This is a genomic window from Thermosynechococcus sp. PKX82 (assembly GCF_031583255.1).
GTDB lineage: Bacteria > Cyanobacteriota > Cyanobacteriia > Thermosynechococcales > Thermosynechococcaceae > Thermosynechococcus.
Map to the genome: position 1 here is coordinate 2,324,637 of NZ_CP134169.1, position 21,483 is coordinate 2,346,119.

23 protein-coding genes are annotated in these 21,483 nt (G+C 53.6%); 14 read left to right on the forward strand and 9 right to left on the reverse strand.

The annotated features are described in order from the left end of the window. Positions 1-13: 13 nt before the first annotated feature. Positions 14-1,144, reverse strand: a complete 1,131-nt coding sequence (locus tag RHH53_RS11510; RefSeq protein ID WP_310454048.1) for a polysaccharide biosynthesis/export family protein — start codon at positions 1,142-1,144, stop codon at positions 14-16. A gap of 111 nt (positions 1,145-1,255) precedes the next feature. Between RHH53_RS11510 and RHH53_RS11515 the strand changes: the two genes are divergently transcribed. Continuing rightward, on the forward strand, positions 1,256-1,978 hold the full coding sequence (locus RHH53_RS11515; protein ID WP_206200265.1) for an ABC transporter ATP-binding protein: 723 nt from the start codon (positions 1,256-1,258) through the stop codon (positions 1,976-1,978). A gap of 27 nt (positions 1,979-2,005) precedes the next feature. After that, positions 2,006-2,290 (forward strand): DUF427 domain-containing protein, encoded by a 285-nt coding sequence (locus tag RHH53_RS11520; RefSeq protein WP_206200266.1) that lies wholly within the window; start codon positions 2,006-2,008, stop codon positions 2,288-2,290. Here the strand turns inward: RHH53_RS11520 and RHH53_RS11525 are convergent. Both RHH53_RS11525 and glmM read right to left on the reverse strand, forming a co-directional pair. After that, entirely contained in the window at positions 2,244-3,176 is a 933-nt protein-coding gene (locus tag RHH53_RS11525) for a methylenetetrahydrofolate reductase (protein WP_302678348.1), read from the reverse strand. The genes RHH53_RS11520 and RHH53_RS11525 overlap by 47 nt on opposite strands. A 55-nt stretch (positions 3,177-3,231) precedes the next feature. Next, positions 3,232-4,602 carry a phosphoglucosamine mutase gene (glmM, locus tag RHH53_RS11530; RefSeq protein ID WP_206200268.1) on the reverse strand — a complete coding sequence of 457 codons (1,371 nt, stop codon included), beginning with the start codon at positions 4,600-4,602 and terminating at the stop codon, positions 3,232-3,234. A 183-nt stretch (positions 4,603-4,785) separates the two neighbouring features. On the opposite strand from glmM, the gene rfaE1 reads away from it, so the two are divergent. Then, entirely contained in the window at positions 4,786-5,808 is a 1,023-nt protein-coding gene (gene rfaE1, locus RHH53_RS11535; RefSeq protein WP_302677510.1) for a D-glycero-beta-D-manno-heptose-7-phosphate kinase, read from the forward strand. On the opposite strand, the gene RHH53_RS11540 is transcribed toward rfaE1, so the two are convergent. Next, positions 5,805-7,490: an N-acetylmuramoyl-L-alanine amidase gene (locus RHH53_RS11540; protein WP_310743816.1), complete on the reverse strand. Its 1,686-nt coding sequence runs from the start codon at positions 7,488-7,490 to the stop codon at positions 5,805-5,807. The two genes, rfaE1 and RHH53_RS11540, sit on opposite strands and share 4 nt — an antisense overlap. A 553-nt stretch (positions 7,491-8,043) precedes the next feature. Here RHH53_RS11540 and RHH53_RS11545 point away from each other — a divergent pair. Both RHH53_RS11545 and RHH53_RS11550 read left to right on the forward strand, forming a co-directional pair. Further along, positions 8,044-8,268, forward strand: a complete 225-nt coding sequence (locus tag RHH53_RS11545; RefSeq protein ID WP_149819579.1) for a replication restart DNA helicase PriA — start codon at positions 8,044-8,046, stop codon at positions 8,266-8,268. A 68-nt stretch (positions 8,269-8,336) separates the two neighbouring features. Then, positions 8,337-8,615 carry a hypothetical protein gene (locus RHH53_RS11550; protein ID WP_206200271.1) on the forward strand — a complete coding sequence of 93 codons (279 nt, stop codon included), beginning with the start codon at positions 8,337-8,339 and terminating at the stop codon, positions 8,613-8,615. Here RHH53_RS11550 and RHH53_RS11555 read toward each other — a convergent pair. Both RHH53_RS11555 and RHH53_RS11560 read right to left on the reverse strand, forming a co-directional pair. Then, positions 8,612-9,814, reverse strand: a complete 1,203-nt coding sequence (locus RHH53_RS11555; RefSeq protein WP_206200272.1) for an anion transporter — start codon at positions 9,812-9,814, stop codon at positions 8,612-8,614. The two genes, RHH53_RS11550 and RHH53_RS11555, sit on opposite strands and share 4 nt — an antisense overlap. Continuing rightward, the gene (locus RHH53_RS11560) at positions 9,815-9,988 is read right to left on the reverse strand and encodes a hypothetical protein (RefSeq protein WP_206200273.1); all 174 of its coding nucleotides are present in this window, start codon (positions 9,986-9,988) and stop codon (positions 9,815-9,817) included. Between the two features lie 273 nt (positions 9,989-10,261). On the opposite strand from RHH53_RS11560, the gene RHH53_RS11565 reads away from it, so the two are divergent. Together RHH53_RS11565 and RHH53_RS11570 are read left to right on the forward strand one after the other, a co-directional pair. After that, a complete protein-coding gene (locus RHH53_RS11565; protein WP_149819587.1) occupies positions 10,262-10,567 on the forward strand; it encodes a DUF3155 domain-containing protein in 306 nt (101 codons plus the stop codon). A gap of 245 nt (positions 10,568-10,812) precedes the next feature. After that, the gene (locus RHH53_RS11570) at positions 10,813-11,658 is read left to right on the forward strand and encodes a transglutaminase family protein (RefSeq protein ID WP_206200274.1); all 846 of its coding nucleotides are present in this window, start codon (positions 10,813-10,815) and stop codon (positions 11,656-11,658) included. Here RHH53_RS11570 and cax read toward each other — a convergent pair. Then, positions 11,655-12,722, reverse strand: a complete 1,068-nt coding sequence (gene cax, locus RHH53_RS11575) for a calcium/proton exchanger (RefSeq protein WP_310743817.1) — start codon at positions 12,720-12,722, stop codon at positions 11,655-11,657. The two genes, RHH53_RS11570 and cax, sit on opposite strands and share 4 nt — an antisense overlap. A gap of 97 nt (positions 12,723-12,819) precedes the next feature. Next, positions 12,820-14,259: a DUF3084 domain-containing protein gene (locus RHH53_RS11580; protein ID WP_206200276.1), complete on the reverse strand. Its 1,440-nt coding sequence runs from the start codon at positions 14,257-14,259 to the stop codon at positions 12,820-12,822. Between the two features lie 102 nt (positions 14,260-14,361). On the opposite strand from RHH53_RS11580, the gene xth reads away from it, so the two are divergent. Then, positions 14,362-15,147 (forward strand): exodeoxyribonuclease III, encoded by a 786-nt coding sequence (gene xth / locus RHH53_RS11585; protein WP_310453612.1) that lies wholly within the window; start codon positions 14,362-14,364, stop codon positions 15,145-15,147. Here the strand turns inward: xth and surE are convergent. Beyond that, on the reverse strand, positions 15,133-15,936 hold the full coding sequence (surE, locus tag RHH53_RS11590) for a 5'/3'-nucleotidase SurE (RefSeq protein ID WP_206200278.1): 804 nt from the start codon (positions 15,934-15,936) through the stop codon (positions 15,133-15,135). The two genes, xth and surE, sit on opposite strands and share 15 nt — an antisense overlap. Positions 15,937-16,109: 173 nt before the next feature. Here surE and RHH53_RS11595 point away from each other — a divergent pair, with 173 nt between their 5' ends. The 6 genes from RHH53_RS11595 to lpxA all read left to right on the forward strand — a co-directional run bounded on the left by RHH53_RS11595 (position 16,110) and on the right by lpxA (position 21,473). Continuing rightward, positions 16,110-16,346 (forward strand): hypothetical protein, encoded by a 237-nt coding sequence (locus RHH53_RS11595; RefSeq protein ID WP_225901576.1) that lies wholly within the window; start codon positions 16,110-16,112, stop codon positions 16,344-16,346. Positions 16,347-16,528: 182 nt separating this feature from the next. Continuing rightward, on the forward strand, positions 16,529-17,110 hold the full coding sequence (locus tag RHH53_RS11600) for a thioredoxin family protein (RefSeq protein WP_206200279.1): 582 nt from the start codon (positions 16,529-16,531) through the stop codon (positions 17,108-17,110). Positions 17,111-17,227: 117 nt separating this feature from the next. Then, a complete protein-coding gene (locus RHH53_RS11605; protein WP_310743818.1) occupies positions 17,228-19,261 on the forward strand; it encodes a BamA/TamA family outer membrane protein in 2,034 nt (677 codons plus the stop codon). Positions 19,262-19,272: 11 nt separating this feature from the next. Next, positions 19,273-20,130, forward strand: a complete 858-nt coding sequence (gene lpxC, locus RHH53_RS11610) for a UDP-3-O-acyl-N-acetylglucosamine deacetylase (RefSeq protein WP_310743819.1) — start codon at positions 19,273-19,275, stop codon at positions 20,128-20,130. Positions 20,131-20,192: 62 nt separating this feature from the next. Further along, entirely contained in the window at positions 20,193-20,654 is a 462-nt protein-coding gene (gene fabZ / locus RHH53_RS11615; protein ID WP_206200282.1) for a 3-hydroxyacyl-ACP dehydratase FabZ, read from the forward strand. Between the two features lie 12 nt (positions 20,655-20,666). After that, positions 20,667-21,473 carry an acyl-ACP--UDP-N-acetylglucosamine O-acyltransferase gene (gene lpxA, locus RHH53_RS11620; RefSeq protein ID WP_315862932.1) on the forward strand — a complete coding sequence of 269 codons (807 nt, stop codon included), beginning with the start codon at positions 20,667-20,669 and terminating at the stop codon, positions 21,471-21,473. Positions 21,474-21,483: the final 10 nt, after the last annotated feature.

Consider the following 21,483-nt stretch of genomic DNA (forward strand, 5'->3'; position numbering starts at 1 on the left):
TAGTACGCCATTCCTAATCAAATATGTTAACTAAGTTGAGGAACACTCCTAAGGTTCCTAAGGCGCCGATAGGACGCAGGGCATTCCCAATCGTATCCCCCACCTGCGTTAGCGCTGACCGTTCCACCACAATCACATCCCCCTGTTGCAACACAGGATTATTGTTGGCATTGGGTTGAGCCGCCAAGCTAAAGGGAATCCGTCGCCGACTGACCGTACCATCGCGATTCAGCCGCACCAGCGTCACCCTAGACATATTGGCACGTTGCACATTGAATCCGCCAGCCGCCCCAATTCCCTGAGTGAGCGTGGCATTCGCTGGCACTTCGACCAAGCCCGGTCGCAATACTTCGCCCACAACCTGCACCCGAATCACCTGTGGCGAAAACGTCGCCGAGGCCACCCGTACGGCTTCAGCCGCATTCACTTCCTTCGCCTTGGGCACCACAATCACATCATCACTGCGCAGCGTGATATCTTGGTTCGCATCCCCCGACTGAATCATCTCCCAAAGATTAATTCTGGTTACGGCTGTTTGGCCATTCCCCAGTTGGCGGCGTATCTCAATGTTGCGAATATCGGCCTCTTGGGTAATTCCACCGCTTTGAGCAAGGACTTGGCTCAGGCGAGGCCATGTTAAGCCACCGGAAAGGCCGATACCGGGGGCAGAAGCTGATACAGAAGTAAAAGGAACAACATAGGAGCCTGGACGGCTCACCTCACCTGCCACTAAAATCTTCATGGGGCGCGGCGTCTGCAATGTAACCGTTACCGCTGGAAAGCGGAGGACTTTACTATAGGCGTTCAGAATCACCTGCTCCGCTTGGGGGAGAGTTAAGCCACCCACCATGACGCGCCCTGCCAAAGGTAGGGTGACTGAGCCATCGAGATTAACAGTGAATTGTCGTTGATTAGTAACTGTTGGTGGCAGGTTGACCACTTCAATGAAAAGCACATCCCCTGCACCCAGGAGATAGTCCTGAAGGGGGTTAATGCTGGTAAAACTATAGGAGCTTGGGCTGACGGGCATGGGTTGAGCAGTGGCCGAGCGGGGTACCATCAGTGTTGCCCCAAGGGTGAATCCACTGGCGATCGCCAGCGTGATGACGGTGTTGTGTAGCCTTGGTAATGATTTGCACCCCATGGTTCATTCTCCTCACTCACTTGTTTGTTCTACCATACGCCATCTATTCGCCACCAAGGTTATGAAAAAAGGCTTTAGAATGAGTGCAAATGGCCTTGTCACCTCATTGTAATGCTGGACCCGCCGCTCATTTGCCTAGAACAGATTTCTAAAGTGTATGGCCAAGGGGAAACGGAAGTTCACGCCCTTAGGGAGGTGAATCTCAACATTCAGCGGGGAGAGTACTGTGCAATTATGGGGGCTTCGGGGTCAGGGAAGTCCACAATGATGAATATTATTGGCTGTTTAGATCGCCCGACCTCTGGCCGCTACTTTCTCGATGGCCAAGATGTGGCACACCTCAGTGATGATGAACTCGCCCATATTCGCAATGCCAAGATTGGTTTTGTCTTTCAACAGTTTTACTTGCTGGGGCAACTCACGGCACTGGAAAATGTGATGCTACCCATGGTCTATGCCCAAGTTCCCCCCAAGGAACGGCGCGATCGCGCGATCGCTGCATTGGAACAGGTGGGGTTGGGTCACCGCCTTGAGAATCGTCCCAATCAACTCTCGGGAGGACAGCAACAACGGGTGGCGATCGCCCGCGCCATTGTCAATCAGCCGCTACTCCTGCTCGCCGATGAACCTACCGGTGCCCTTGATAGCCACACCACGGCGGAAATTCTTGCTATCTTTGGGCAACTCAATGCGGCCGGCATGACGGTAATTATGGTGACCCATGAACCCGATGTGGCGGCTGTCACGCACCGCATTATTCAGTTTCGTGACGGTCAAATTCGTTCCGATCGCCCCAATGTGCCTAGCCCGCTGACGGCACCTGCTTTATCTTAAGAAGGGGAACGACTGAGAAAAAAAGCAATGGCAAAAGCAGTTTGGAAAGGCGCAACCTTGGCCGAGAGCGATCGCTATGAAGTGGTCGAAGGCAATGTTTATTTTCCGCCAGAGGCACTCAATCCGGCCTATTTTCAGCCCAGCGATACCCACACCGTTTGTGGTTGGAAAGGCACAGCCAGCTACTACCACGTTGTTGTCAATGGTCAGGTGAACCGTGATGCGGCATGGTACTACCCCGATCCCAAGCCGGCGGCTGCCAATATCAAGGGCTATGTGGCGTTTTGGCGCGGGGTGCAGGTGACGCGCTAAGGGGAGCAATTCCCGCTCGGTTGAGAATTTCGGGAATCAAATCCTCACGGCGCACCGCCATTAAGTGCACCCCCTGGCAGAGTTCCCGCGCCTGTTGTACTTGCTCGGCAGCAATAGTTATCCCTTCATCGAGGGGATCAGCGGCAGCGGCAAGGCGATCAATAAGGTGCTGGGGAATCAGTGCACCGGGCACAGCGCGATTGATAAACAGAGCATTTTTGGCCGACTTGAGGAGAAAAATTCCAGCAAGAATGGGTCGCCCACAGCCCGCCGCAATCTGATCCATAAACTTGGCTAGCCGCTCAAAGTCAGTAATTAACTGCGTCTGGAAAAATTGAGCACCCGCTGCCAATTTGCGTTCAAACCGTTGTTGCAGGCCTGACCAACTGGCAGACTGAGGATCAACCGCTGCCCCGGCAAAAAATTGCGTCGCTCCATCGGCTAGGGGGCGATCCTCGCTATCCACCCCTTGATTCAGTTGGCCAATGACGCGCAATAGCCGCACAGACTCCAAATCAAAGACGGGTTTGGCTTGGGGATGATCGCCTGCTTTGACGGGGTCGCCCGTGAGTGCCAAAATGTTGTGCAAACCTAAAGCAGCAATGCCCATGAGATCCGCTTGCAGGGCAATGCGGTTGCGATCGCGACAGGCGATCTGGCAAATGGGTTCAAACCCCTGCTGTTGCAACAAATAGGCGGCTGCCCAAGAACTCATGCGCAACACAGCGCGACTGCCATCGGTGACATTGACCGCATGAACCCGCCCCTTGAGATGGGCTGCTTGGCGCAACATCGTACTGGCATCCCTACCCTTAGGGGGGCAAACCTCTGCGGTGATGAGAAACTCACCCTGCTCACAGGCAGCTTGAAAACGCGAGACTGACAAGGAAATGGCTAGAGCGCGACTAGGCAATTATCATACAAGCTAGTGACGCCTGTTCCTAGGCCGCTAAATAAGCAGTCACCGTCTGCACCAAGGTCTCTGTCCAATAATCAGCAACACTTTGCTGCTCGGCTTCCACCATGACGCGGATAACGGGTTCTGTCCCAGAGGCACGTACCAAGACTCGCCCGCGATCGCCCATATCCAGTTGCGCTTTGGTAATCATCTGTTGCAAAGGCTCACATTCTTGCCAGTGGAGTCGTCGCTGTCGATCGTCAACACGGACATTGCGAAGAATTTGCGGGTAGGCGGTAAAACTTTGGTCTCGCAGTTGTGCCAAGGATAGACGGGAATCCTGAACTAGGGTCGCTAAATGAACCGCTGTGAGCAAGCCATCCCCCCCCACACCATAGTGACGGCAGAGGATGTGTCCCGACTGTTCTCCCCCCAGCATGGCACCGTGGCGCAGCATCTCTGCATGGACGTATTGATCGCCCACAGCAGCCCGCACCAGTTGTCCACCCCGCGCTTGCCAAGCTCGCTCAAAGCCGAGATTTGACATCACAGTGGCGACAATCAAATCCTTGGGGAGTTGTGCCTGCGACTGAAGCCGTTGTCCCCAGAAGTAGAGAATGTGATCGCCATCAACCACCCGCCCTTGGCTATCCACCGCCAGCACGCGATCGGCATCGCCATCAAAGGCAAACCCCATAGCGGCACGGGTTTCACGGACAGCCTGTTGTAATGGTTCTAAATGGGTGGAACCGCAGTTGACATTAATGCGATCGCCATCGGCGCGATCGTGGAGAGCAATCACCTCAGCCCCTAGGGCATGGAACACCGTCGGTGCCACCGCCACCGCAGATCCCCAAGCCAAATCCAACACCACCCGCAGTCTCCGCAGCGGTTGACGATCCTCAAGGGGCGCTTGCACCGCATGGCGATAGCGCTGAAGCAATTCGGGACGATGATGCAAATGCCCCCAGTGCTCCGTATGGGGCAAGGATAGGCCAGCATTTAGGTGGGCTTCAATTTCTTTTTGCAGATCAGGGCTGAGCTTGCTGCCATCGCTGCCAAAAATTTTAATGCCGTTATCGGCGGGGGGATTGTGACTGGCGGAAATCATGGCGCCACCGATGGCTTCTGTGGTGGCCGTTAGGTAGGCAATACAGGGGGTCGGGCACAGACCCACATTCCACACTTCAAAACCAGCGGCGGTTAAGCCGGCGGCCAAGGCTGTGGCCAACATATCACTGGAGTTGCGGGAATCTTGACCAATGATAAAGGGGCGCTGGGGTGCATCCGTCCTTTGTCGCAGCACTTCTCCCACCCAATATCCCAAGCTCAAGGCCAAGTTGGGGGTTAGCAACTCCCCCGCCCGTCCACGAATGCCATCGGTTCCGAACCGAATCGGCTGCTGCCCAGTCATGGTTGATTCCTCACGCCACACCAATACTCACTATTTTCTAGTCGATCCCCTTGGCTATGCAGGAGACGATTCTTAACATTTATTTACCCTTTTTGGACTATATCATCTCTGTGAACCTTGCCCTGCGCATGGGTGTCCCCCCACAGGAGTATTCTGGATCAGCGGGAATTGAGGCAAAGCCAAATGTTACCACCCGACCTGCGCCAGCAATTGCAATCGTCCCAAGGGCGACTCCTACACCTTTTGGAGTCCTTTTCCTCAGCACGGGTACTGGTGGTGGGGGATCTCACCCTCGATGAATTTCTCACGGGTCAGGTGGAACGCCTCTCGCGGGAAGCCCCTGTTCTGATTTTGCGCCATGAATTTACTCGCCAAGTGCCCGGCGGCGGTGCCAATGCCATCTACAATTTGGCCAAGTTGGGTGCTCAGGTGCAGGCGGTTGGTCTGGTGGGTGTAGATCCGCAGGGGGAGGCGCTTTGTAGCATTTTTCAAGGGGCAGGGATTGATACGCGGGGCATCTTTAAGGATGGCGATCGCCCCACCGTGACGAAAACCCGTATTTCTGGCCATGCTCGCCAGTCGGTGACGCAGCAAATTGTGCGCGTGGATCGCAAGTCCGATGATCTGCCTGCCCCAGCCCTTCAGGAGGCGCTAGCGGCCTTTATTCGTCAGCAGGTGGGGACTGCCGATGCCGTGGTTTGCTCCGACTATGGCGATGGTGTCTTTACACCCCCTGTGATTGCGGCTGCCCTAGAGCATGAGCGCACGATTGTTGATACCCAACGGGATTTAGCTCGCTATCGCGGTGCTTTCCTATTTACGCCAAACCTGCCAGAAGCAGAGGCAGCGGTGGGCTACCCAATTCGCACAGAGGCGGAGGTACTGCGAGCTGGGGAAGACCTGCTGGAGTTGACGGCGGCTAAATATATGCTGATTACGCGGGGGGATGCTGGTATGAGTCTCTTTAGTCGCGAGGCGGCGCCCTACCATTTACCCGCCTTTAACCGTACGGATGTCTTTGATGTCACTGGCGCAGGCGATACCGTTGTTGCTGCTTTAACCCTTGCCCTTGTGGCGGGTGCCAGTCTTTGGGAGGCGGCAGTTTTAGGCAATTTGGCCGCCAGTATTGTCGTACGTCAGTTTGGCACAGCCACCACATCCACTGCCGAGATGGCGGCAGCCCTTCACCATTTGCTGGAAGATTAATCCCGCGTCGCCTGCTGTAACCACTCCAGAATGCCTTGGGCAAGGGTGCGGGCAAGCTCAGCTTGGGCTTGGGGGTTAACAATCCACTCAAACTCCTCCGGGTGAATCATGAAGCCCAGTTCCAGCAGCACCGCAGGGGCAATTGTCGGACGAGTCAGGGCAAGGTTATTCCAAAACACACCGTACTGCTGCCGCCGCAGCCGCTGACTGAGATACCCCTCTAGGAAAACGGCAAGGTCATGGCTTTGGGGATGATACCAAAAGGCGCCAATCCCTTGGGTATTACGGGCATCGCCAGCATCGGGGAGAGCATTGTAGTGCAAGCTGAGGGCAAGGGTGGGTTGGGCTGATTCAATGGCGAGAAGGCGATCGGGCAAGTCCAGATCAATATCCTCTGTGCGCGTCAAAATGACTGTTGCCCCAAGGCGTTCTAGCTCGGGTGCCAGTTTTTGGGCCAGTGCCAATGTGACGACCTTCTCTGGCGTACCATCTGGGCCGCGTGCTCCCAAGTCCTCAGGCCCGCCATGGCCGGGATCAAGGAGAATTTTAATCCCCCGCAGGGGTTGTGTCCCCCGTTGGAGTTGGGGTGGATGACGCAGTTGCAGCACCAGCCGATTGCCTTCATAGGCCACACGATAGCCCCACTGTTGGCGATGATGCAGCGTCAAACGATACTCCACCCGCTCTTGATCAAGGGGGTACCAGTCAAGGCGCTGGATGACGGGATCGGCATCGAGGCGAATGATGTCGGTTTGGGGAATCGTGTTGTGGAGCGTTAGGGTGAACTGGCGATCGCCCTGCTGAATCGAAATCGGTACGGGCACATCCAAAGGAAAGCTGATTTCTGTCCAACCCGCAAGCTGACGGCTGGTTATACTGCGGATAGTGGCGGTGGTCGGCAGAGCACTGGAGAGGAACCGCACTTCATTGGCGCGGATCCAACCCCCATAGTCCAAATGCAGCCAATCCCCCGTTTGTCCGCGTACCCGTGCGCGTGTTCCCACTGGCAGTGGCGTCAGCCGGGAATAGTCAGTGCTAGGGCCAGTGCGGGCTACCCCCCCAAGGGAACGGGTGACTTCCACAACTGGTAATTGCGTTGGCTCAGCCACACGAATGCGGGCACCCAGTTGGCGTTGGTTTCCTAATTGCCATTGAATCGGGCCATAGTCGCCCACTTCGGTGAGCTGGAGGCAATTGCGATAGAGAGAAGGGCGAGCAGTGACCACCTCCGCTTGATGAATCAGCGCAGCCAGATTAGAGGGCAGTTGCACTTGGGGCGGTAGGGGTTCTAGGGGCAGAATGCGCTGACCCACTTGGACTTGCACGGCGCGATCGCTGGGGGCAGCAGCGGTAAAGCAAACAATTTCATTGGGCAGGCGCACTAAATCGGCTGTTGGCTCTAGGGGTTGTAGGGTGGTCGGTACTTGGGGCACCGTGCGAGTGATGGCAAAGTCAAGGCGTTGATCCCCTGCTTGCAGGGTGATGTGATTCAATCCGGGTTGCAGGGGAAGACTGGGGGCAAAGTGTCCCGCTGGCGAGCGATCGCCAACGACCTGCCCATTGAGGGTAACGACAACTTGCGGCGGTGCTGTACCAATAAAGAAAATCCGGGGTGCGCTTGTAGTGTGCTCTCGCGGCGGATAAACCACCTGCAGAGAACCCTGTGCTACTGCTGAGGTCATTGAGCCAACGAAACATCCACTTAATAGACCAAGGCTGAACCACTTCACTGGCTACCCCTATGCACTCAACTTCTTAATATTTTCTTCAGATTATTACTATTGAGTTGTCAATGATCAGAGTTACAAACCATTACATTAAGTAAACATCGCTGAATAGAAATGCAAGTAAGGTAGATGCCTTTCTTTTCCAAAGCAGGGAGGACGTAAAGAGAATGTAATACTTTTCGAGGGCAGTTTTGCCTAGCTTGATCTTCTTCAATCTTTGTGAAAAGGGCTGTAATAAAGGTCAATCACCTCTCAGAAAAGCGAAGCAAGTTTCTCTAAGGCCATTTGTAGAATTCCTTGATCCCCGTCGAATTAGCATATTTTTTAACATTGGGATCATTGCCATCGCTAGAAAATCCATCCATAATAAAAAGTGTCCTCTCTCATAAACTCCCTTAATGTTGCGCAATACTATTTGTTGAGTTTTGTTGTTTTGAAACGCAGATTTGCGCAACGCCTTTTATCACAAGTTCCTACACACCAAAAAGAACTTAAGGATTATTTAACTATGGTTACCATGCAAACGATTCACTGTCCTCACTGTGGTAAATTAGCCCTTCGCCAACGCTATGGCTCCGTGAGTCACACCCAGTGTCCCCACTGTGATTACGTCCTAACGATGTGCGATCGCACAGGACGGGTGCTAGAGGCCTACACGCCTGAAATTACCCATGTGGGTCAGTATGGCGCCAATCTCACCTGCACCATAGAGCGAACACGGGCACTGTGCTAGCAAGAATTCATTAGAAGAATCTAAAGATTGATGAGGAAAATCCTGAGAGTTGTTAAGATAGTTTACATATGGCTATCTTACTTCTACTGGTACTGGCATTGGTGCTGTGGTCGGTGCGACTCCTCCACGGTGCCTACCGCCTCCGGGATTTTTCCTTACTGCTGGCCAGTGGCCTCGTGGCCATCTCAGCGGGAGGCGTGATTTTTGTCTATAGCCTGATGAATGGCTGTGTCGGCTATCTCAGTCAAGGGCAGCCCATTCCTGAATCCGATGCGCCTGTCATTCTGTCTGACGTGGCCTACTTTGAGAGTGCCTCTGGAGCAACGACCCCAACCTTTAGCCCCTAGGTCTGACTCACGATCCAAACGTAGGCGATCGCCAGCGTCAACACTGTGAGCGGTGCACCAAAGCGCAAGTGCTGCCAAAAGGAAAACCGCTGTCCTGAGCTAGCAGCGGCCTCAACTGTAATTAAATTAGCCACAGCACCAAAAAGCGTAAGATTGCCCGCGAGGGTACTTGTGGCTGCCAGTAGGTACCAGAGTTGATCGGCACCTTTGGGGATAAACTGTGCGAGCAGCAGCACCGTGGGCACGTTAGAAATTAAATTTGACAGCAGTGCTGTAATCACCACGAGGGGCAAGGGCTGATTCACCCAAGGGCGCAAAACGGCTAATAAATCAAAGTTTTGAATACAGCGGGTAAGAATAAACAGACCCGCAAACAGAACCAATAGTGACCAATCCACCTGAGCAAGGATGCGCTCTGGCTTCACCCGACGGGTGACCAGTAAAGCTGCTGCCGCCAAAAGAGAGGATTCTGCCAAGGGAAAGCCGAGCAGAAAGGCCAAAAACATCAGCCCAGAGACAATCAGTGTCTTGTGGAGTAACCCTTTTTGCACCTGCACCGGTTGGAGCGTAGCCAATGTACAGGGTTGGCGCGATCGCACCTCCGGATAGAGCCACCCCAACCAAGCCACTTGCAGCCCTAACCCCAGCACTGCGACGGGAACCATCACTTGGGCAAACGGCAGATATCCTAACTCGGAAAACGATCCCACGAGGATATTTTGGGGGTTGCCGCTGAGGGTGGCCACAGAACCGATATTCGTTGCCGCGGCGATCGCCAGCAGATAGGGCACTGGATTTAAGCCCAAGACATGGGTAATGCGCAGGGTTAAAGGCGTCGTCACAAGGGCAAGGGTGTCGTTGAGAAAGACCGCCGACAACATTCCTGTAGCTACAGTGAGAAACACCAGTAGCCCCAAGGGACTGCCACTAAAGCGCACCACCGTCACCATCGCTATTTGAAAAAAGCCGCTCAAGCCCAGATAAGCATTGACAATCATCATGCTCAACAGAAACACAATGGTCTGGGGATCAATGGCTTGCCATGCAGTGGGTAGATCAATCGCCCCTAAGGCAATCAAAAGAGCCGCACTCACAAGGGCGATCGTTGCGCGATTCATACATAGCCCCGGCACCCCCCCAAGGGCTAAGGCACTGTAGCTGAGGGCAAGGATCAGAAGTTGCAGGAGAGACCGCAGCACCTACTGTTGGGTTTGAATTTTCTTGGCCTCTAGGGCATCGAGCAATTCCCCAAGCGCTGCCATGTCATCACCGTCATATTCCCGCTTCCACAACAGTTGGGAAATTTGGTTTTCAATGGCTGAGGTTAACACTTGGGTTTCGAGCACCCGTTGCACTAAGCGTTGGCTCATCATAGGGGTTCAGCAGCTTAGACAGTCGTTCTCTAGGGTAGCCCATTGGCTGTGGGGCAAATGGAAGGAACCACTTTCTCAAGTGGCACAATTTGCTATAGTGGGGTCACTGGGATCAGCAAAGCGTTGATCCTAAGCTGGGGATCGTTGTCCCGTCAATAAATCGTGTTTCGATAAATTAAGGAAAGTTGAAATTCTAGGATACACCAGATATACTAAAGGGCGACTTTTGTAAACTCAATAACAGTTCTTTGAAGGCAAAGGAGGTAAGGCAACTTGGCCAGAAGACGGAAGCGGAAGAGCCGGCGGCGTCTCGAAGGACGCAAAATCCTTGAGTGCGTACCTCAATATAGCATCGAAAGTGGCGAAGATAAACCTGTGACAGCGGCACGAAAATTTATTCAAGCCAAGGGGATCACCCCACCCGCTTTACTTCTTGTTAAGCGGAATGAGCACACCACCGATCGCTACTTCTGGGCAGAAAAGGGCTTGTTTGGTGCGCAGTACGTTGAAGAAAACCACTTTTTATTCCCTAGCCTAAGGGAACTGGCAGAAGAGAAAATGGCAGCCACGACTCGTTAGGCTGTTTTTTTTACAAACATCTGTTTTATTGAGGAGTCAGGATCTGTTCTTGACTCTTTTTGCTTTGGTAGTGAGAGGATCTAGGGTGTGGTCTAAAGATTTGATCTTTTTACGCCATTTACTTATGGCAATTTGGAAACTGTCCCCTACAATAGAAATAGCGGAGACGCACGTTTCCGTTCACTCCTCACACCACACCCCGCCTGGACAGTTATTGGTTCGGGCGGCTTCCTTTTAGATATGAAATGGAATACCGCATTTATCATCAAACTAGCTACACCTACAGCGCCCCTGTTGCCCTTGCCCCCCATGATTTACGCTTGATCCCGCGTAGTGATGGCCACCAACGCCTGCGATCGCTCTCCCTCCAAATTTTACCAACTCCCCAAGGCCAAAGTACTGTCCTCGATGTCCATGGCAATCACATTCAACGCTACTGGTGGTCACCACAGCCCACCACCTCCCTGATGATTCAGGTCACCTCTGAAGTAGAAACCTATTGCGACAACCCCTTTAACTATCTGCTTGACTCGTGGGCAGTCACCCTCCCTTTTAACTATCCGCAGCGACTGGCAACTAGCTTGCATCCCTATCTATCACCGTCAGTGGATCCTGTTGCCTATGAATTGGCTTGGCAAATTTTAGCCAGTGGCGATGGCAGTGTCCTCACATTTCTCAGTGACCTCAATAACAAAATTTACCGTACCTGTCAGCACCAAATTCGTGAAACCGGTGCCCCTTGGCCCCCCTGTGTGACTTGGGCAAAACAAATGGGTTCCTGTCGCGATACAGCCGTCTTGTTTATCCATGCCTGTCGGGCTGTGGGCTTAGCGGCGCGGTTTGTCAGTGGCTATCAGGAAGGAGACTTGGATAATCCTGAACGGCACCTCCATGCTTGGGTAGAAGTGTATTTGCCGGGGGCAGGCTGGCGCGGCTATGATCCCACCCACGGCCTAGCGGTGAGCGATCGCCACATTGCCCTTGTGGCTGCCGCTGATCCGACGGATGCTGCCCCCATTCAAGGTACCCTGCGGGGACAAGGGGTGACCTCAACCATGACCTATCAACTACAGATTCAGCGCCTCTCCTAGGTATGGAAGAAAAAGGCGGTGCCGAGAATCCCATAGGTGGCCAACAGCAGCGCCCCCTCCAGCCAGTTGGAGCGGCCATCTAGGCTAATCACATTAGCAATCACGACCGCAATAATCACCGTCACCACTTCAAAAAGACTAAAGTTTAAATCCATCGGCTGACCAATAAACTGGCCAATCAGCACCAGCACAGGTGCCACCAAGAGCGCCACCAAGAGGGATGAACCCAAGGCGATGGACACGGACAAATCCATATTGTTTTTCAGGGCAACCCCCACCGCAGTCACATATTCCGCTGCACCGCCCACCAACGGCAAGAGGATGACCCCAGTAAATAGGGGCGTTAGACCCAAGCCCTCCGTTGCTGCTTCAACTGCGCCGACAAAAATTTCTGACTCAAAGGCTACGCCAATCGTGGCAATCATTAGAACCGTGATCCACAGGGGCAGGTTCGGCTTTTCATGGTGCCCCGCTTCGTCCCCCAGTTCCACCTGACTGACATCGTAAAGATAGCTGTGGGTTTTCAAAGAAAAGAGTAACGTTAGTCCATAGACCAGAATCAGAATGATGGCGGCCACCACTGACATTTTGGAAATTGCGGTTGGCGGCACACTGCTGGAGGTGTAAATGACCATTGCCGGTAGGAGAATCGCGGCGATCGCCACCGTCATTGAGGAAGCATTCACCCGTGCCACCACTGGGGCAAAGGATTGCTCCTTGTAGCGAATGCCCCCCAGCAGCATGGATAACCCCATCACCAGCAAAAGGTTCGCCATCAGGGTGCCCGTAATACTGGCTTTGACAATATCTACTAAACCCGCTCGCAGCGCCACAATAGCAATAATCAGTTCCGTTGCATTGCCAAAGAGGGCATTCAAGAGGCCACCGATCGTCGGCCCCGTGGCAAGTGCCACCTCCTCTGTTGCGGTGCTCAACCAAATCGCCAAGGGCACGATCGCCAGTGCTGCCAAAATAAAGACCGTGAGGGCACCCCATGCCAGTTTTTCAGCGGCAATGGAGAGGGGAATAAACACCAAAAAAACAATCGAAACCAGTCGCTTCATGGGGGCACCCCTTACATGGTGAACGGAGAAAAATCTCCTCTATCCTAGCCTGCGGTTTGATGAATCCAGCCCAATTCGCGGGAAATGATGCTGATGCCTAACCACTGCGCAGGATCACCCGCTGATTTTGACGGGCGACAAGGGAAAGGGTGAGAGGGCCAGCGGTATAAACAGAGGTGGGGGTAACTGCACTAATATCAATCGTCCCTTGGTGATCTTTGAGGTCGAGGACAAATTTCACCAGTTCAATTTGGCGAAAGGAGCCAACACTGCCAGTCACAGGATCGGGGAGGACACCCGAGGCGATCGCCCGCTGATTACTGACCGTAAACAACTGATCCAAGCGTTGCAAAATTTGCTCATCGGTCATCTGGCTCGGATCCAAGGAAATGGTAGCTAGATTCTCACCCTCGCGGAAAACCTCCTGATTGCGCGCCACTTGGGGCACCACAAGAATGTTACTTTCCCCCTGTAGATAATTGGCCGCAGCTAAAATGCGCACCACATAGGGCTGGCCATCACTAATTTGGCTGCGCAGGCGGTTCACGTCTTCGGTGGTAATTTGAATCACCTGATCCGTCGGTTTGAGGTTCTGGGGACGATTCAGGACAATGGCATTGCGCCGCGCCTCCCGCAGGAGTTCTTCAATAACTTGGGTGGCCTGAGCCGGATCCTTGACATGTTGAATCACCGCAGAGGCCAAGACTTGCCCCGTGCGAATGGCGATCGTCCCCCGCCGTAATCCTAGCAAAAGGATGCTCACGTTTTCCTCAAGGCGTTGGCGACTGGCCTCAAGGGCAGCAATTTCCTGCTGAAGCGTGCGCTGTTGATTGCGTAACACCTGCTGCTGCTGATTGGCAACGGCCAGTTGATCCTGAATGCGATCAATCTCTGCTTGGAGACGATCCTTTTGACCTTCCACCTCGGCAAGGCGCTGTTGAGCCGTGCGAATGGCAGTTTCTAGGGCTGCTTTTTGGCTAGCCACATCCTCGAGGCGGCCTTGGATGGCTTGTCGCTCCCGTTGCAAACGCTGAATTTCTTGCCGCAGGCGTGCCCCTTGGGCTTCAAAGTTTTCGAGGTCTTTTTGGGCTTGGGTGTAGCGGTCTTGAAGTTGCTTGAGTTCTGCTTCTGTGAGGGTTTGACGATTGACGGCCTGCTCTAGGACTTGGTTGGTTTGACTAAGGCGTTGGCGAATGTTGGCCAGTTCAATTTGGGATTGTGCCAGTTCCGCCTCAATTTCATCCTTTTGGGCACGGGTTTCGGCGAGTTCTTGTTCAGCAGCCGCTTGTTGGCGGCGAATCGTATCAATGCGCAGCACGCCATCGCGCAATTCACGGCTGAGGGCAAAGAGGATGGCAAGGGTGGAGGCAGAAATTAAACTGCCTGTGAGAATGGTAATCAGGACAGCTGTCTGTCGAGGCCGCAAATTAAACCAGCTCAATCGGGCTTTGCCCACTTTTGAGCCGAGGCGATCGCCCACCGTCGCGATCGCGCCCCCAAGAATAATCACAGCCAACACCAAAACATACCCAGCCATATTTCGGGTACTGCTGCCACTCCCCAACTATACTTTCTACAGTATGTGCCGATGCTGCCCCCTATAACGGTTTGGGCAAATCACTTTGACTGAAATCAACCGATGCCAAAAATTGCTACTTGGAACGTCAACTCAATTCGCACTCGCCTTGACCATGTGTGCCAATGGTTAGACACCACTGGAGTGGACTATCTCTGTCTTCAGGAGACCAAAGTCACAGATGCTGAGTTCCCGCGTCAGCCCTTTCTGGATCGTGGGTATCAAGTTTATTGTAGTGGCCAAAAGGCCTACAACGGGGTGGCCATTCTCAGTCGTCAGCCTCTTGCGGGCGTAGAAGCAGGCTTTGCCCCCCAATTACCCAGTCACAGTGAGTTGGATACGCAAAAACGACTGATTCGCGCCCAATTAGCTCCTGATGTCACCTTGGTAAATGTCTATATTCCCAACGGTGGAGAGTACGACAGTGAGAAATACCACTATAAGCTGCACTGGTTAAAAACCCTCCATGTCTATCTCGAGCAGCTCACTGCCCAAGGGGAGGTGATTCTCTGTGGTGATTTTAATATTGCCCCAGAAGATAAAGACCTTTTTGATGCTAGCGATCGCGCCACAAAAGTGGGAGCCACCGATGCCGAACGCAACCTTTTAGCGGCCATTCGCGACCTTGGCTTCCACGATGCCTTTCGCCACTTTACCGAGGAGCCTGGGCACTACTCTTGGTGGGATTATCGGGCGGGTGCCTTTCGCCGCAATCATGGCTGGCGTATTGATCACCTCTACCTTACCCCCGCTGTCAAAGCCCGGGCCTGCAACTGTCACATTGATATTGCCCCGCGGCGCTTACCCAAGCCCAGTGATCATGCACCCGTGATCCTAGAGATTGAATAGAGGCTGTACAGTGGGTTGGCGCAGCCACTCGGTTAAACTCTGCACCCCTTGACCGTAGGTGAGATCAAAGGTCAACGGCGTAATACTAATCAGATTTTGGGCAATGGCTTCCACATCCGTGGGGGCTTGATTGGGGTCTTGGGGATATTCTTCAACCACTTCACCAGCGAGCCAGTAGTAGGTTTTGCCGCGAGGGTCAATGCGCTTCTGGAACAGGTCATGGTAGCGCCGAATCCCCTGTCGTGTAATGACAACGCCAGCAATTTCACTGGCAGGCAGCGCCGGTACATTCACATTGAGGAGCATCTTTGGGGGCAGGGGGGCGGTTTCCAGCGCCTTGAGCAGACGACTGGCAAAGTCAGCGGCTGGCTGAAAGTCATGAACTGTGAAACTGGTGAGGCTAATGGCAATACTGGGAATTCCCTCAATCACCCCCTCCATGGCAGCAGACACTGTGCCGGAGTAAAGAATATCCGTGCCGAGGTTGGAGCCTTGGTTAATCCCAGAAACGACAAAATCTGGGGGTTCCTCTAGGAGGGCACCAAGGGCGAGTTTGACACAGTCAGAGGGGGTACCGGAGCAGGCCCACGCCTTAATACTGGGGTGAAAGCGATCGCTAACGACTTCGGCGCGAATCGGATCAAAGACCGTGAGGCTATGCCCTGTAGCAGAGCGTTCGCGATCCGGACACACAACCACGACTTCATGGCCAGCGATCGCCAGCGTATCTGCTAACGCCCGAATACCGGGGGCAAAGACCCCATCATCATTAGCAATGAGTAACCGCATTTCCTGCCCCCTGAATCGTGAAGTATTGGCAAAACATTACAGTTGATTGCAAATCGCAACACCCTCCCTGAGAAATGTTAACCTCTAAAAGGGTTAAGTGACGCACCCCACCCTGCCGAACAGTTTGAACGCACCATTCCTGACATGACCGCTTTTGGGGATTGACAGGATCTATGGAACGCCTACTGAACTATCAGTTGAAGGAGAACACTGTGTCTGTGCATCAAAGTCATCCGCTACTCCGCGAAGACCTCAGCGAATACGTTGCCCATTTGCAACTGCACATGGCACTCCAAGCGCGCAATTTGGTGCCTGCCCTGAAACACACCAGCGACAGCCGCGAGCAACTTCTCCATCAAACCCAAGCCACCTTTGAGAAGCACGTCTCCCGTCAAAGCTATATTGGCTAAAGCAATTTTTCTCTGTGCTCAAAAATTAAAACCGATGATATCTAAGCAGGAGTGATCTTGCTGCTTTTTGCGTTCGTTGGGGGAGTTGCTCCTCTCACCACTTTGAGGAACGATCGCAACAGAGTACACTAGGGACGATATTGCTATTTGTAACACTCTTGCCAGCGTTCTCAGGAGGTTTTATGGCGCGGACAGAGTCCACGATGCTTGCCCTTGGTACTGTTGCTCCCGATTTTCAGCTGCCCGATGTGGTGAGTGGGCAAACGATTTCCCTCAGTAGCTTTGCCGATAAGAAAGCCCTACTGGTGATGTTTATTTGTCGCCACTGCCCCTACGTAAAACACGTCCAAGAGGAACTGGCGAAGCTGGGGCGCGACTACAAAGACACAGACTTAGGGATTGTTGCCATTAGTGCCAATGACGCTGCCAACTATCCCGATGATGCCCCAGAGTCCCTGAAGGCGATGGCCACTGAACTAGGGTTTACATTTCCGCTTTGCTACGACGAGAGCCAAGAAACGGCCAAGGCTTACACGGCAGCCTGTACACCGGACTTTTTCCTGTTTGATGGCGATCGCAAGCTTGTGTATCGTGGACAGCTCGATGATAGCCGCCCCCAGAATGGCTTACCGGTGACTGGGAAAGACTTGCGTGCAGCCATTGATGCCGTGTTAGCTGGTCAAACCCCCAGCGAAGATCAAAAACCGAGTCTCGGCTGTAATATCAAGTGGAAAGCGGGGAATGAGCCCGCCTATTATGGCTAAGGGTCAAGGGCAAACAGGGGGGCACTTTTGTTGCCACTTCTAAGTCATTAACCTACTGTTATAGGAATGCCAATGGGTTTGGCTGTGTTGACGCGATTTGTTTTTTAGGTGTGAGCAGTGAATAACCAACTTTTTTCGCCAATGCGAATGCAGCCAATGGGGGCTGCCCTGAAAACGGTAGCAGCGGCAATGGCAACCGTGGCGATCGCCCTCGGTTCTTTGCATCCCAGTCGTGGCCAAGAAGCCCCGCCGCCTGAAAACCAACCTGCGGAAACTCCAGCATCCCCAACGCCACCAGCGGCAGAGCCTGTGCCTGAAAGCCCTCCCGCAGCAACCCCAGCACCGCCCACCCCGCCACCTGTGAGCCAGCCCCCCGCTGATGAACCTCAAGTTCTCATTGCCGAAGTGGTGGTTGAAGGCGCCACACCCGAACTTGAGCAATTGGTGTATCAAGTCATTCGCACTCGCCCTGGCAGTACCACCACCCGCACGCAACTACAAGAGGATACCAACGCCATCTTTGCCACGGGCTTTTTTGCTGATGTCAATGCTGTCCCCAGCGATACTCCCCTCGGTGTGCGGATTACCTTTGTCGTGCGCCCCTATCCAGTACTGCGAGCCGTTCAAGTAGCGGGCAACCAAGTGCTCACCCCAGAAAAAGTCAACGAGATTTTTGCACCGCAAATTGGTCGCACGCTCAATCTAAGAGAGCTACAGTCTGGCATTGAGCAAATCAACCGGTTCTATAGGGACAATGGCTATATCTTGGGGCAGGTGGTTGGTACACCCCAAGTCGATCCCGATGGGGTTGTGACATTGCAGGTGGCTGAGGGCGTGGTTGAACAGGTCACCTATCGCTTCCTGAATAAAGAAGGAGAGCCGACAAAACAGCGTACCCGTGACTTTGTGATCAGCCGTGAAATGGACACCCAGCCCGGCGTGGTTCTCAACCAAAATACCGTGCAAGCAGATTTGCGACGCCTCTTTGAATTGGGACTCTTTGAGGATGTGCAAGTTGCCCTTGAACCCGGTCAAGATCCCCGCAAGGTTAACTTGATTTTGAATATCAAAGAGCGCAATACGGGCAGTATTTCTGCTGGGGCGGGCTATAGTTCCGCTGCGGGGCTATTTGGCACAGTGGCATTCCAACAAAACAACCTCTTTGGTCGCAACTGGAAATTTGGTGTTGAAGCCCAAGGGGGGACGGAAGGGGAGTTTCTCTTTGACATTAACTTTACCGATCCTTGGATTAAGGGGGATCCCTATCGCACCTCCTACACCGTGAGTGCCTTTAACCGCCTGACAGTGCCCACCACCTTCACCAATGGCCCAATTGATGTTCGCTTGCCCAATGGTGACTTTCCGCGGATTAACCGCTTGGGGAGTGCCGTTTTCTTTACGCGACCCTTTACGAAGGATCGGGATCAGATACGCACCGCTTGGACCGGTTCCTTGGGGCTGCAATATCAGCGGGTTACCTCCCTAGACAGTGGTTTTAGCCGCTTTAATACGGATGCTTCAGGCAACTGCTTAACCTTTCCAGACAATGGTGTTTGCCGTGGTTTTAATGACCTGTTTACGGTGCAGGCGGCAATTCTGCGAGACCTGCGCAATGATCCGCTGCGGCCAACGAGTGGTCAGGTGATTCGCTTAGGGGTGGATCAGTCAATCCCTGTGGGGGCAGGCAACATCTTAATGAACCGGGTGCGCGGCAGTTATAGCTTTTATATCCCCGTGAAGTTTCTGCGCATTGAGGGGCCACAAACCCTTGCCTTCAATATCCAAGCGGGCAACATTTTTGGCGATTTGCCTCCCTATGAATCCTTTACAATTGGCGGCGCTAATTCGGTGCGCGGTTGGGAAGAGGGGGCAATCGGCTCCGGGCGCGCCTTTGTGCAAGGAACAATAGAGTATCGGTTCCCCATTTTTAATATTGTTGGTGGCGCCCTCTTTGTGGATGGGGCCAGTTTGCTCGGTACCCAACGCAGCGTACCCGGTCAGCCGGGGATTGTGCGCGGTAAACCCGGAGAGGGGCTAGGCTATGGCGGCGGCCTGCGGGTGAATACCCCCCTAGGCAATATCCGCATTGACTTTGGCTGGAATAATGAAGGGGGCAGTGCCTTCAGCTTTGGCATTGGCGAGCGCTTCTAGGAGAAATACCCATGGTAACGACCTCTGTACCAACGGCACCGACTGCAACTGCACAGCAAACTCTTGGAAAGGCTGCCCAATGGTCAGGGGTAGGTTTGCATTCTGGTCAATCAGTTGAAGTGACCTTGAAACCCTCACCCGCCAACACGGGGCGACAGTTTGTGCGCCTTGATCTGGAGAGACAGCCCGTGATTCCTGCTCAGATTGATGCGGTTCAATCCACTCAGTTGGCAACGGAGTTGGTCGCCAATGGCGCCAGTGTGCGCACGGTTGAACATCTCTTGGCAGCGCTGGCGATCGCTGGTATTGATAATGTCACGATTGAGATCACAGGCTCTGAGGTGCCGGTGCTCGATGGCTCGGCGCAACCTTGGTTAGAAGGCATTCAAAGGGTCGGTGTTGTCCCTCAGGAGATTCCTCGGCCAGCAGTCATCTTGAAGGAACCTGTCACCATTTACGAAGGAGCAGCCTTTGTCAGTGCCATTCCTGCTCCTGAGCTACGCCTCACCTATGGCATTGACTTCCCCTATGCGGCGATTGGTCGCCAGTGGTGTAGCTTTACCCCTTCGGAACTAGCGGTGGCCGTTGCCCCTGCCCGTACCTTTGGTTTTGCCGAACAAGTGGAGTATCTGCGCAGCCAAGGCCTGATTCAGGGGGGCAGTTTAGAGAATGCTCTGGTGTGCAGTGTCAGTGGTTGGGTCAACCCGCCGTTACGCTTTGCCGATGAACCCGTTCGCCACAAATTACTCGATCTTTGGGGAGATTTAGCCCTCCTAGGGACACCCCCCATCGCGCATTATGTCGCCTATCGGGCGAGTCATCATCTGCATACCCAATTGGCACGGGCGATCGCCCAACAGATGGTTTAGTCGGCAACCATTCTCCCCTATGATTTGTGTATATCTTTGATGTGAAGCTGACCCCTATCCCTATGCCAACGTTGACTGACTCCCCACCCACCACTGTGCTGACGGTAACGGATCTCCAGCAATTGCTCCCCCATCGCTATCCCTTTCTGCTGGTGGATCGCATCATTGACTATGTTCCAGAAAAGTATGCCGTGGGGCTGAAAAACGTCACGATCAACGAACCCTTTTTCCAAGGGCACTTTCCCGGTCGCCCAATTATGCCGGGGGTGCTCATTGTGGAAGCCCTTGCCCAAGTGGGAGGGGTTGTCCTGATGCAGATGAATTGGGCAAAGGATAAGCTCTCTGTGTTTGCGGGCATTGATAAGGTGCGCTTTCGCCGTCCCGTCCTCCCCGGCGATCAGTTAATCCTGCGGGCCGAGCTTCTTGTTGTCAAGCAGCAGCGCATCGGCAAAATGCAAGGACGGGCTGAGGTGAATGGTCAATTGGTCTGTGAGGGCGAGATGATGTTCTCGCTGGTGGACTAGTCACAATCAATGATGCAAACACTGATCCATCCTACTGCTGTCATTCATCCCAGTGCCGAGCTACATCCCACAGTTCGGGTCGGCCCCTATGCCGTGATTGGCGAACAGGTGCGCGTTGGTGCCCATACCGAAATTGGTGCCCACGTGATTATTGAAGGGCCAACGGAGGTGGGGGTAGGTAATCGTATCTTTCCGGGAGCGATCATCGGCACGGCTTCTCAGGATCAAAAATATACGGGTGCCAATAGTGCCCTACGTATTGGGGATTACAACACCATTCGCGAGTTCGTGACGATCAACCGTGCCAACGGCGAAGGGGATGCCACAATTATTGGTAACCACAATCTGTTGCTGGCCTATGTCCATGTGGCCCATGATTGTGTGATTGAGGATCAGGTGGTGATTACAAATGCGGCCTCGATCGCGGGCCATGTTTGCATTGAATCAAAGGCTCGCATTGGCGGTATGGTGGGCATTCATCAGTTTGTCCATATTGGCCGCTTGGCAATGGTGGGAGCTATGGCACGGGTAGATCGGGATGTGCCCCCCTATATGCTGGTGGAAGGTCATCCGGCGCGGGTTCGTGCCCTCAATCAAGTGGGGCTGCAAAGAGCGGGGGTGACGGAGGCAGAAATGCGCAACCTCAAGGAAGCCTTTCGGATTCTCTATCGGCGGGACTTGCCCCTTGCCCAAGCGATCGCCCAATTAGCAACCCTACCCCCTTCTGAGTATTTAGAGCATCTACAGCGCTTTTTAACCTATGCCCGCGAAGAGGGACGGCGCGGCTTAACCCCCAGTGGCCGGGCGACAACGGATTAAGTCTCTAGTT

Coding starts and splice junctions, on each gene's coding strand:
- RHH53_RS11510 (WP_310454048.1), bottom strand. CDS start 1,144: ATGGGGTGCAAATCATTACCAAGGCTACACAACACCGTCATCACGCTG.
- RHH53_RS11515 (WP_206200265.1), top strand. CDS start 1,256: ATGCTGGACCCGCCGCTCATTTGCCTAGAACAGATTTCTAAAGTGTAT.
- RHH53_RS11520 (WP_206200266.1), top strand. CDS start 2,006: ATGGCAAAAGCAGTTTGGAAAGGCGCAACCTTGGCCGAGAGCGATCGC.
- glmM (WP_206200268.1), bottom strand. CDS start 4,602: ATGACTGGGCAGCAGCCGATTCGGTTCGGAACCGATGGCATTCGTGGA.
- rfaE1 (WP_302677510.1), top strand. CDS start 4,786: ATGTTACCACCCGACCTGCGCCAGCAATTGCAATCGTCCCAAGGGCGA.
- RHH53_RS11540 (WP_310743816.1), bottom strand. CDS start 7,490: ATGACCTCAGCAGTAGCACAGGGTTCTCTGCAGGTGGTTTATCCGCCG.
- RHH53_RS11545 (WP_149819579.1), top strand. CDS start 8,044: ATGGTTACCATGCAAACGATTCACTGTCCTCACTGTGGTAAATTAGCC.
- RHH53_RS11550 (WP_206200271.1), top strand. CDS start 8,337: ATGGCTATCTTACTTCTACTGGTACTGGCATTGGTGCTGTGGTCGGTG.
- RHH53_RS11560 (WP_206200273.1), bottom strand. CDS start 9,988: ATGATGAGCCAACGCTTAGTGCAACGGGTGCTCGAAACCCAAGTGTTA.
- RHH53_RS11570 (WP_206200274.1), top strand. CDS start 10,813: ATGGAATACCGCATTTATCATCAAACTAGCTACACCTACAGCGCCCCT.
- cax (WP_310743817.1), bottom strand. CDS start 12,722: ATGAAGCGACTGGTTTCGATTGTTTTTTTGGTGTTTATTCCCCTCTCC.
- RHH53_RS11580 (WP_206200276.1), bottom strand. CDS start 14,259: ATGGCTGGGTATGTTTTGGTGTTGGCTGTGATTATTCTTGGGGGCGCG.
- xth (WP_310453612.1), top strand. CDS start 14,362: ATGCCAAAAATTGCTACTTGGAACGTCAACTCAATTCGCACTCGCCTT.
- surE (WP_206200278.1), bottom strand. CDS start 15,936: ATGCGGTTACTCATTGCTAATGATGATGGGGTCTTTGCCCCCGGTATT.
- RHH53_RS11595 (WP_225901576.1), top strand. CDS start 16,110: ATGGAACGCCTACTGAACTATCAGTTGAAGGAGAACACTGTGTCTGTG.
- RHH53_RS11600 (WP_206200279.1), top strand. CDS start 16,529: ATGGCGCGGACAGAGTCCACGATGCTTGCCCTTGGTACTGTTGCTCCC.
- lpxC (WP_310743819.1), top strand. CDS start 19,273: ATGGTAACGACCTCTGTACCAACGGCACCGACTGCAACTGCACAGCAA.
- fabZ (WP_206200282.1), top strand. CDS start 20,193: ATGCCAACGTTGACTGACTCCCCACCCACCACTGTGCTGACGGTAACG.
- lpxA (WP_315862932.1), top strand. CDS start 20,667: ATGCAAACACTGATCCATCCTACTGCTGTCATTCATCCCAGTGCCGAG.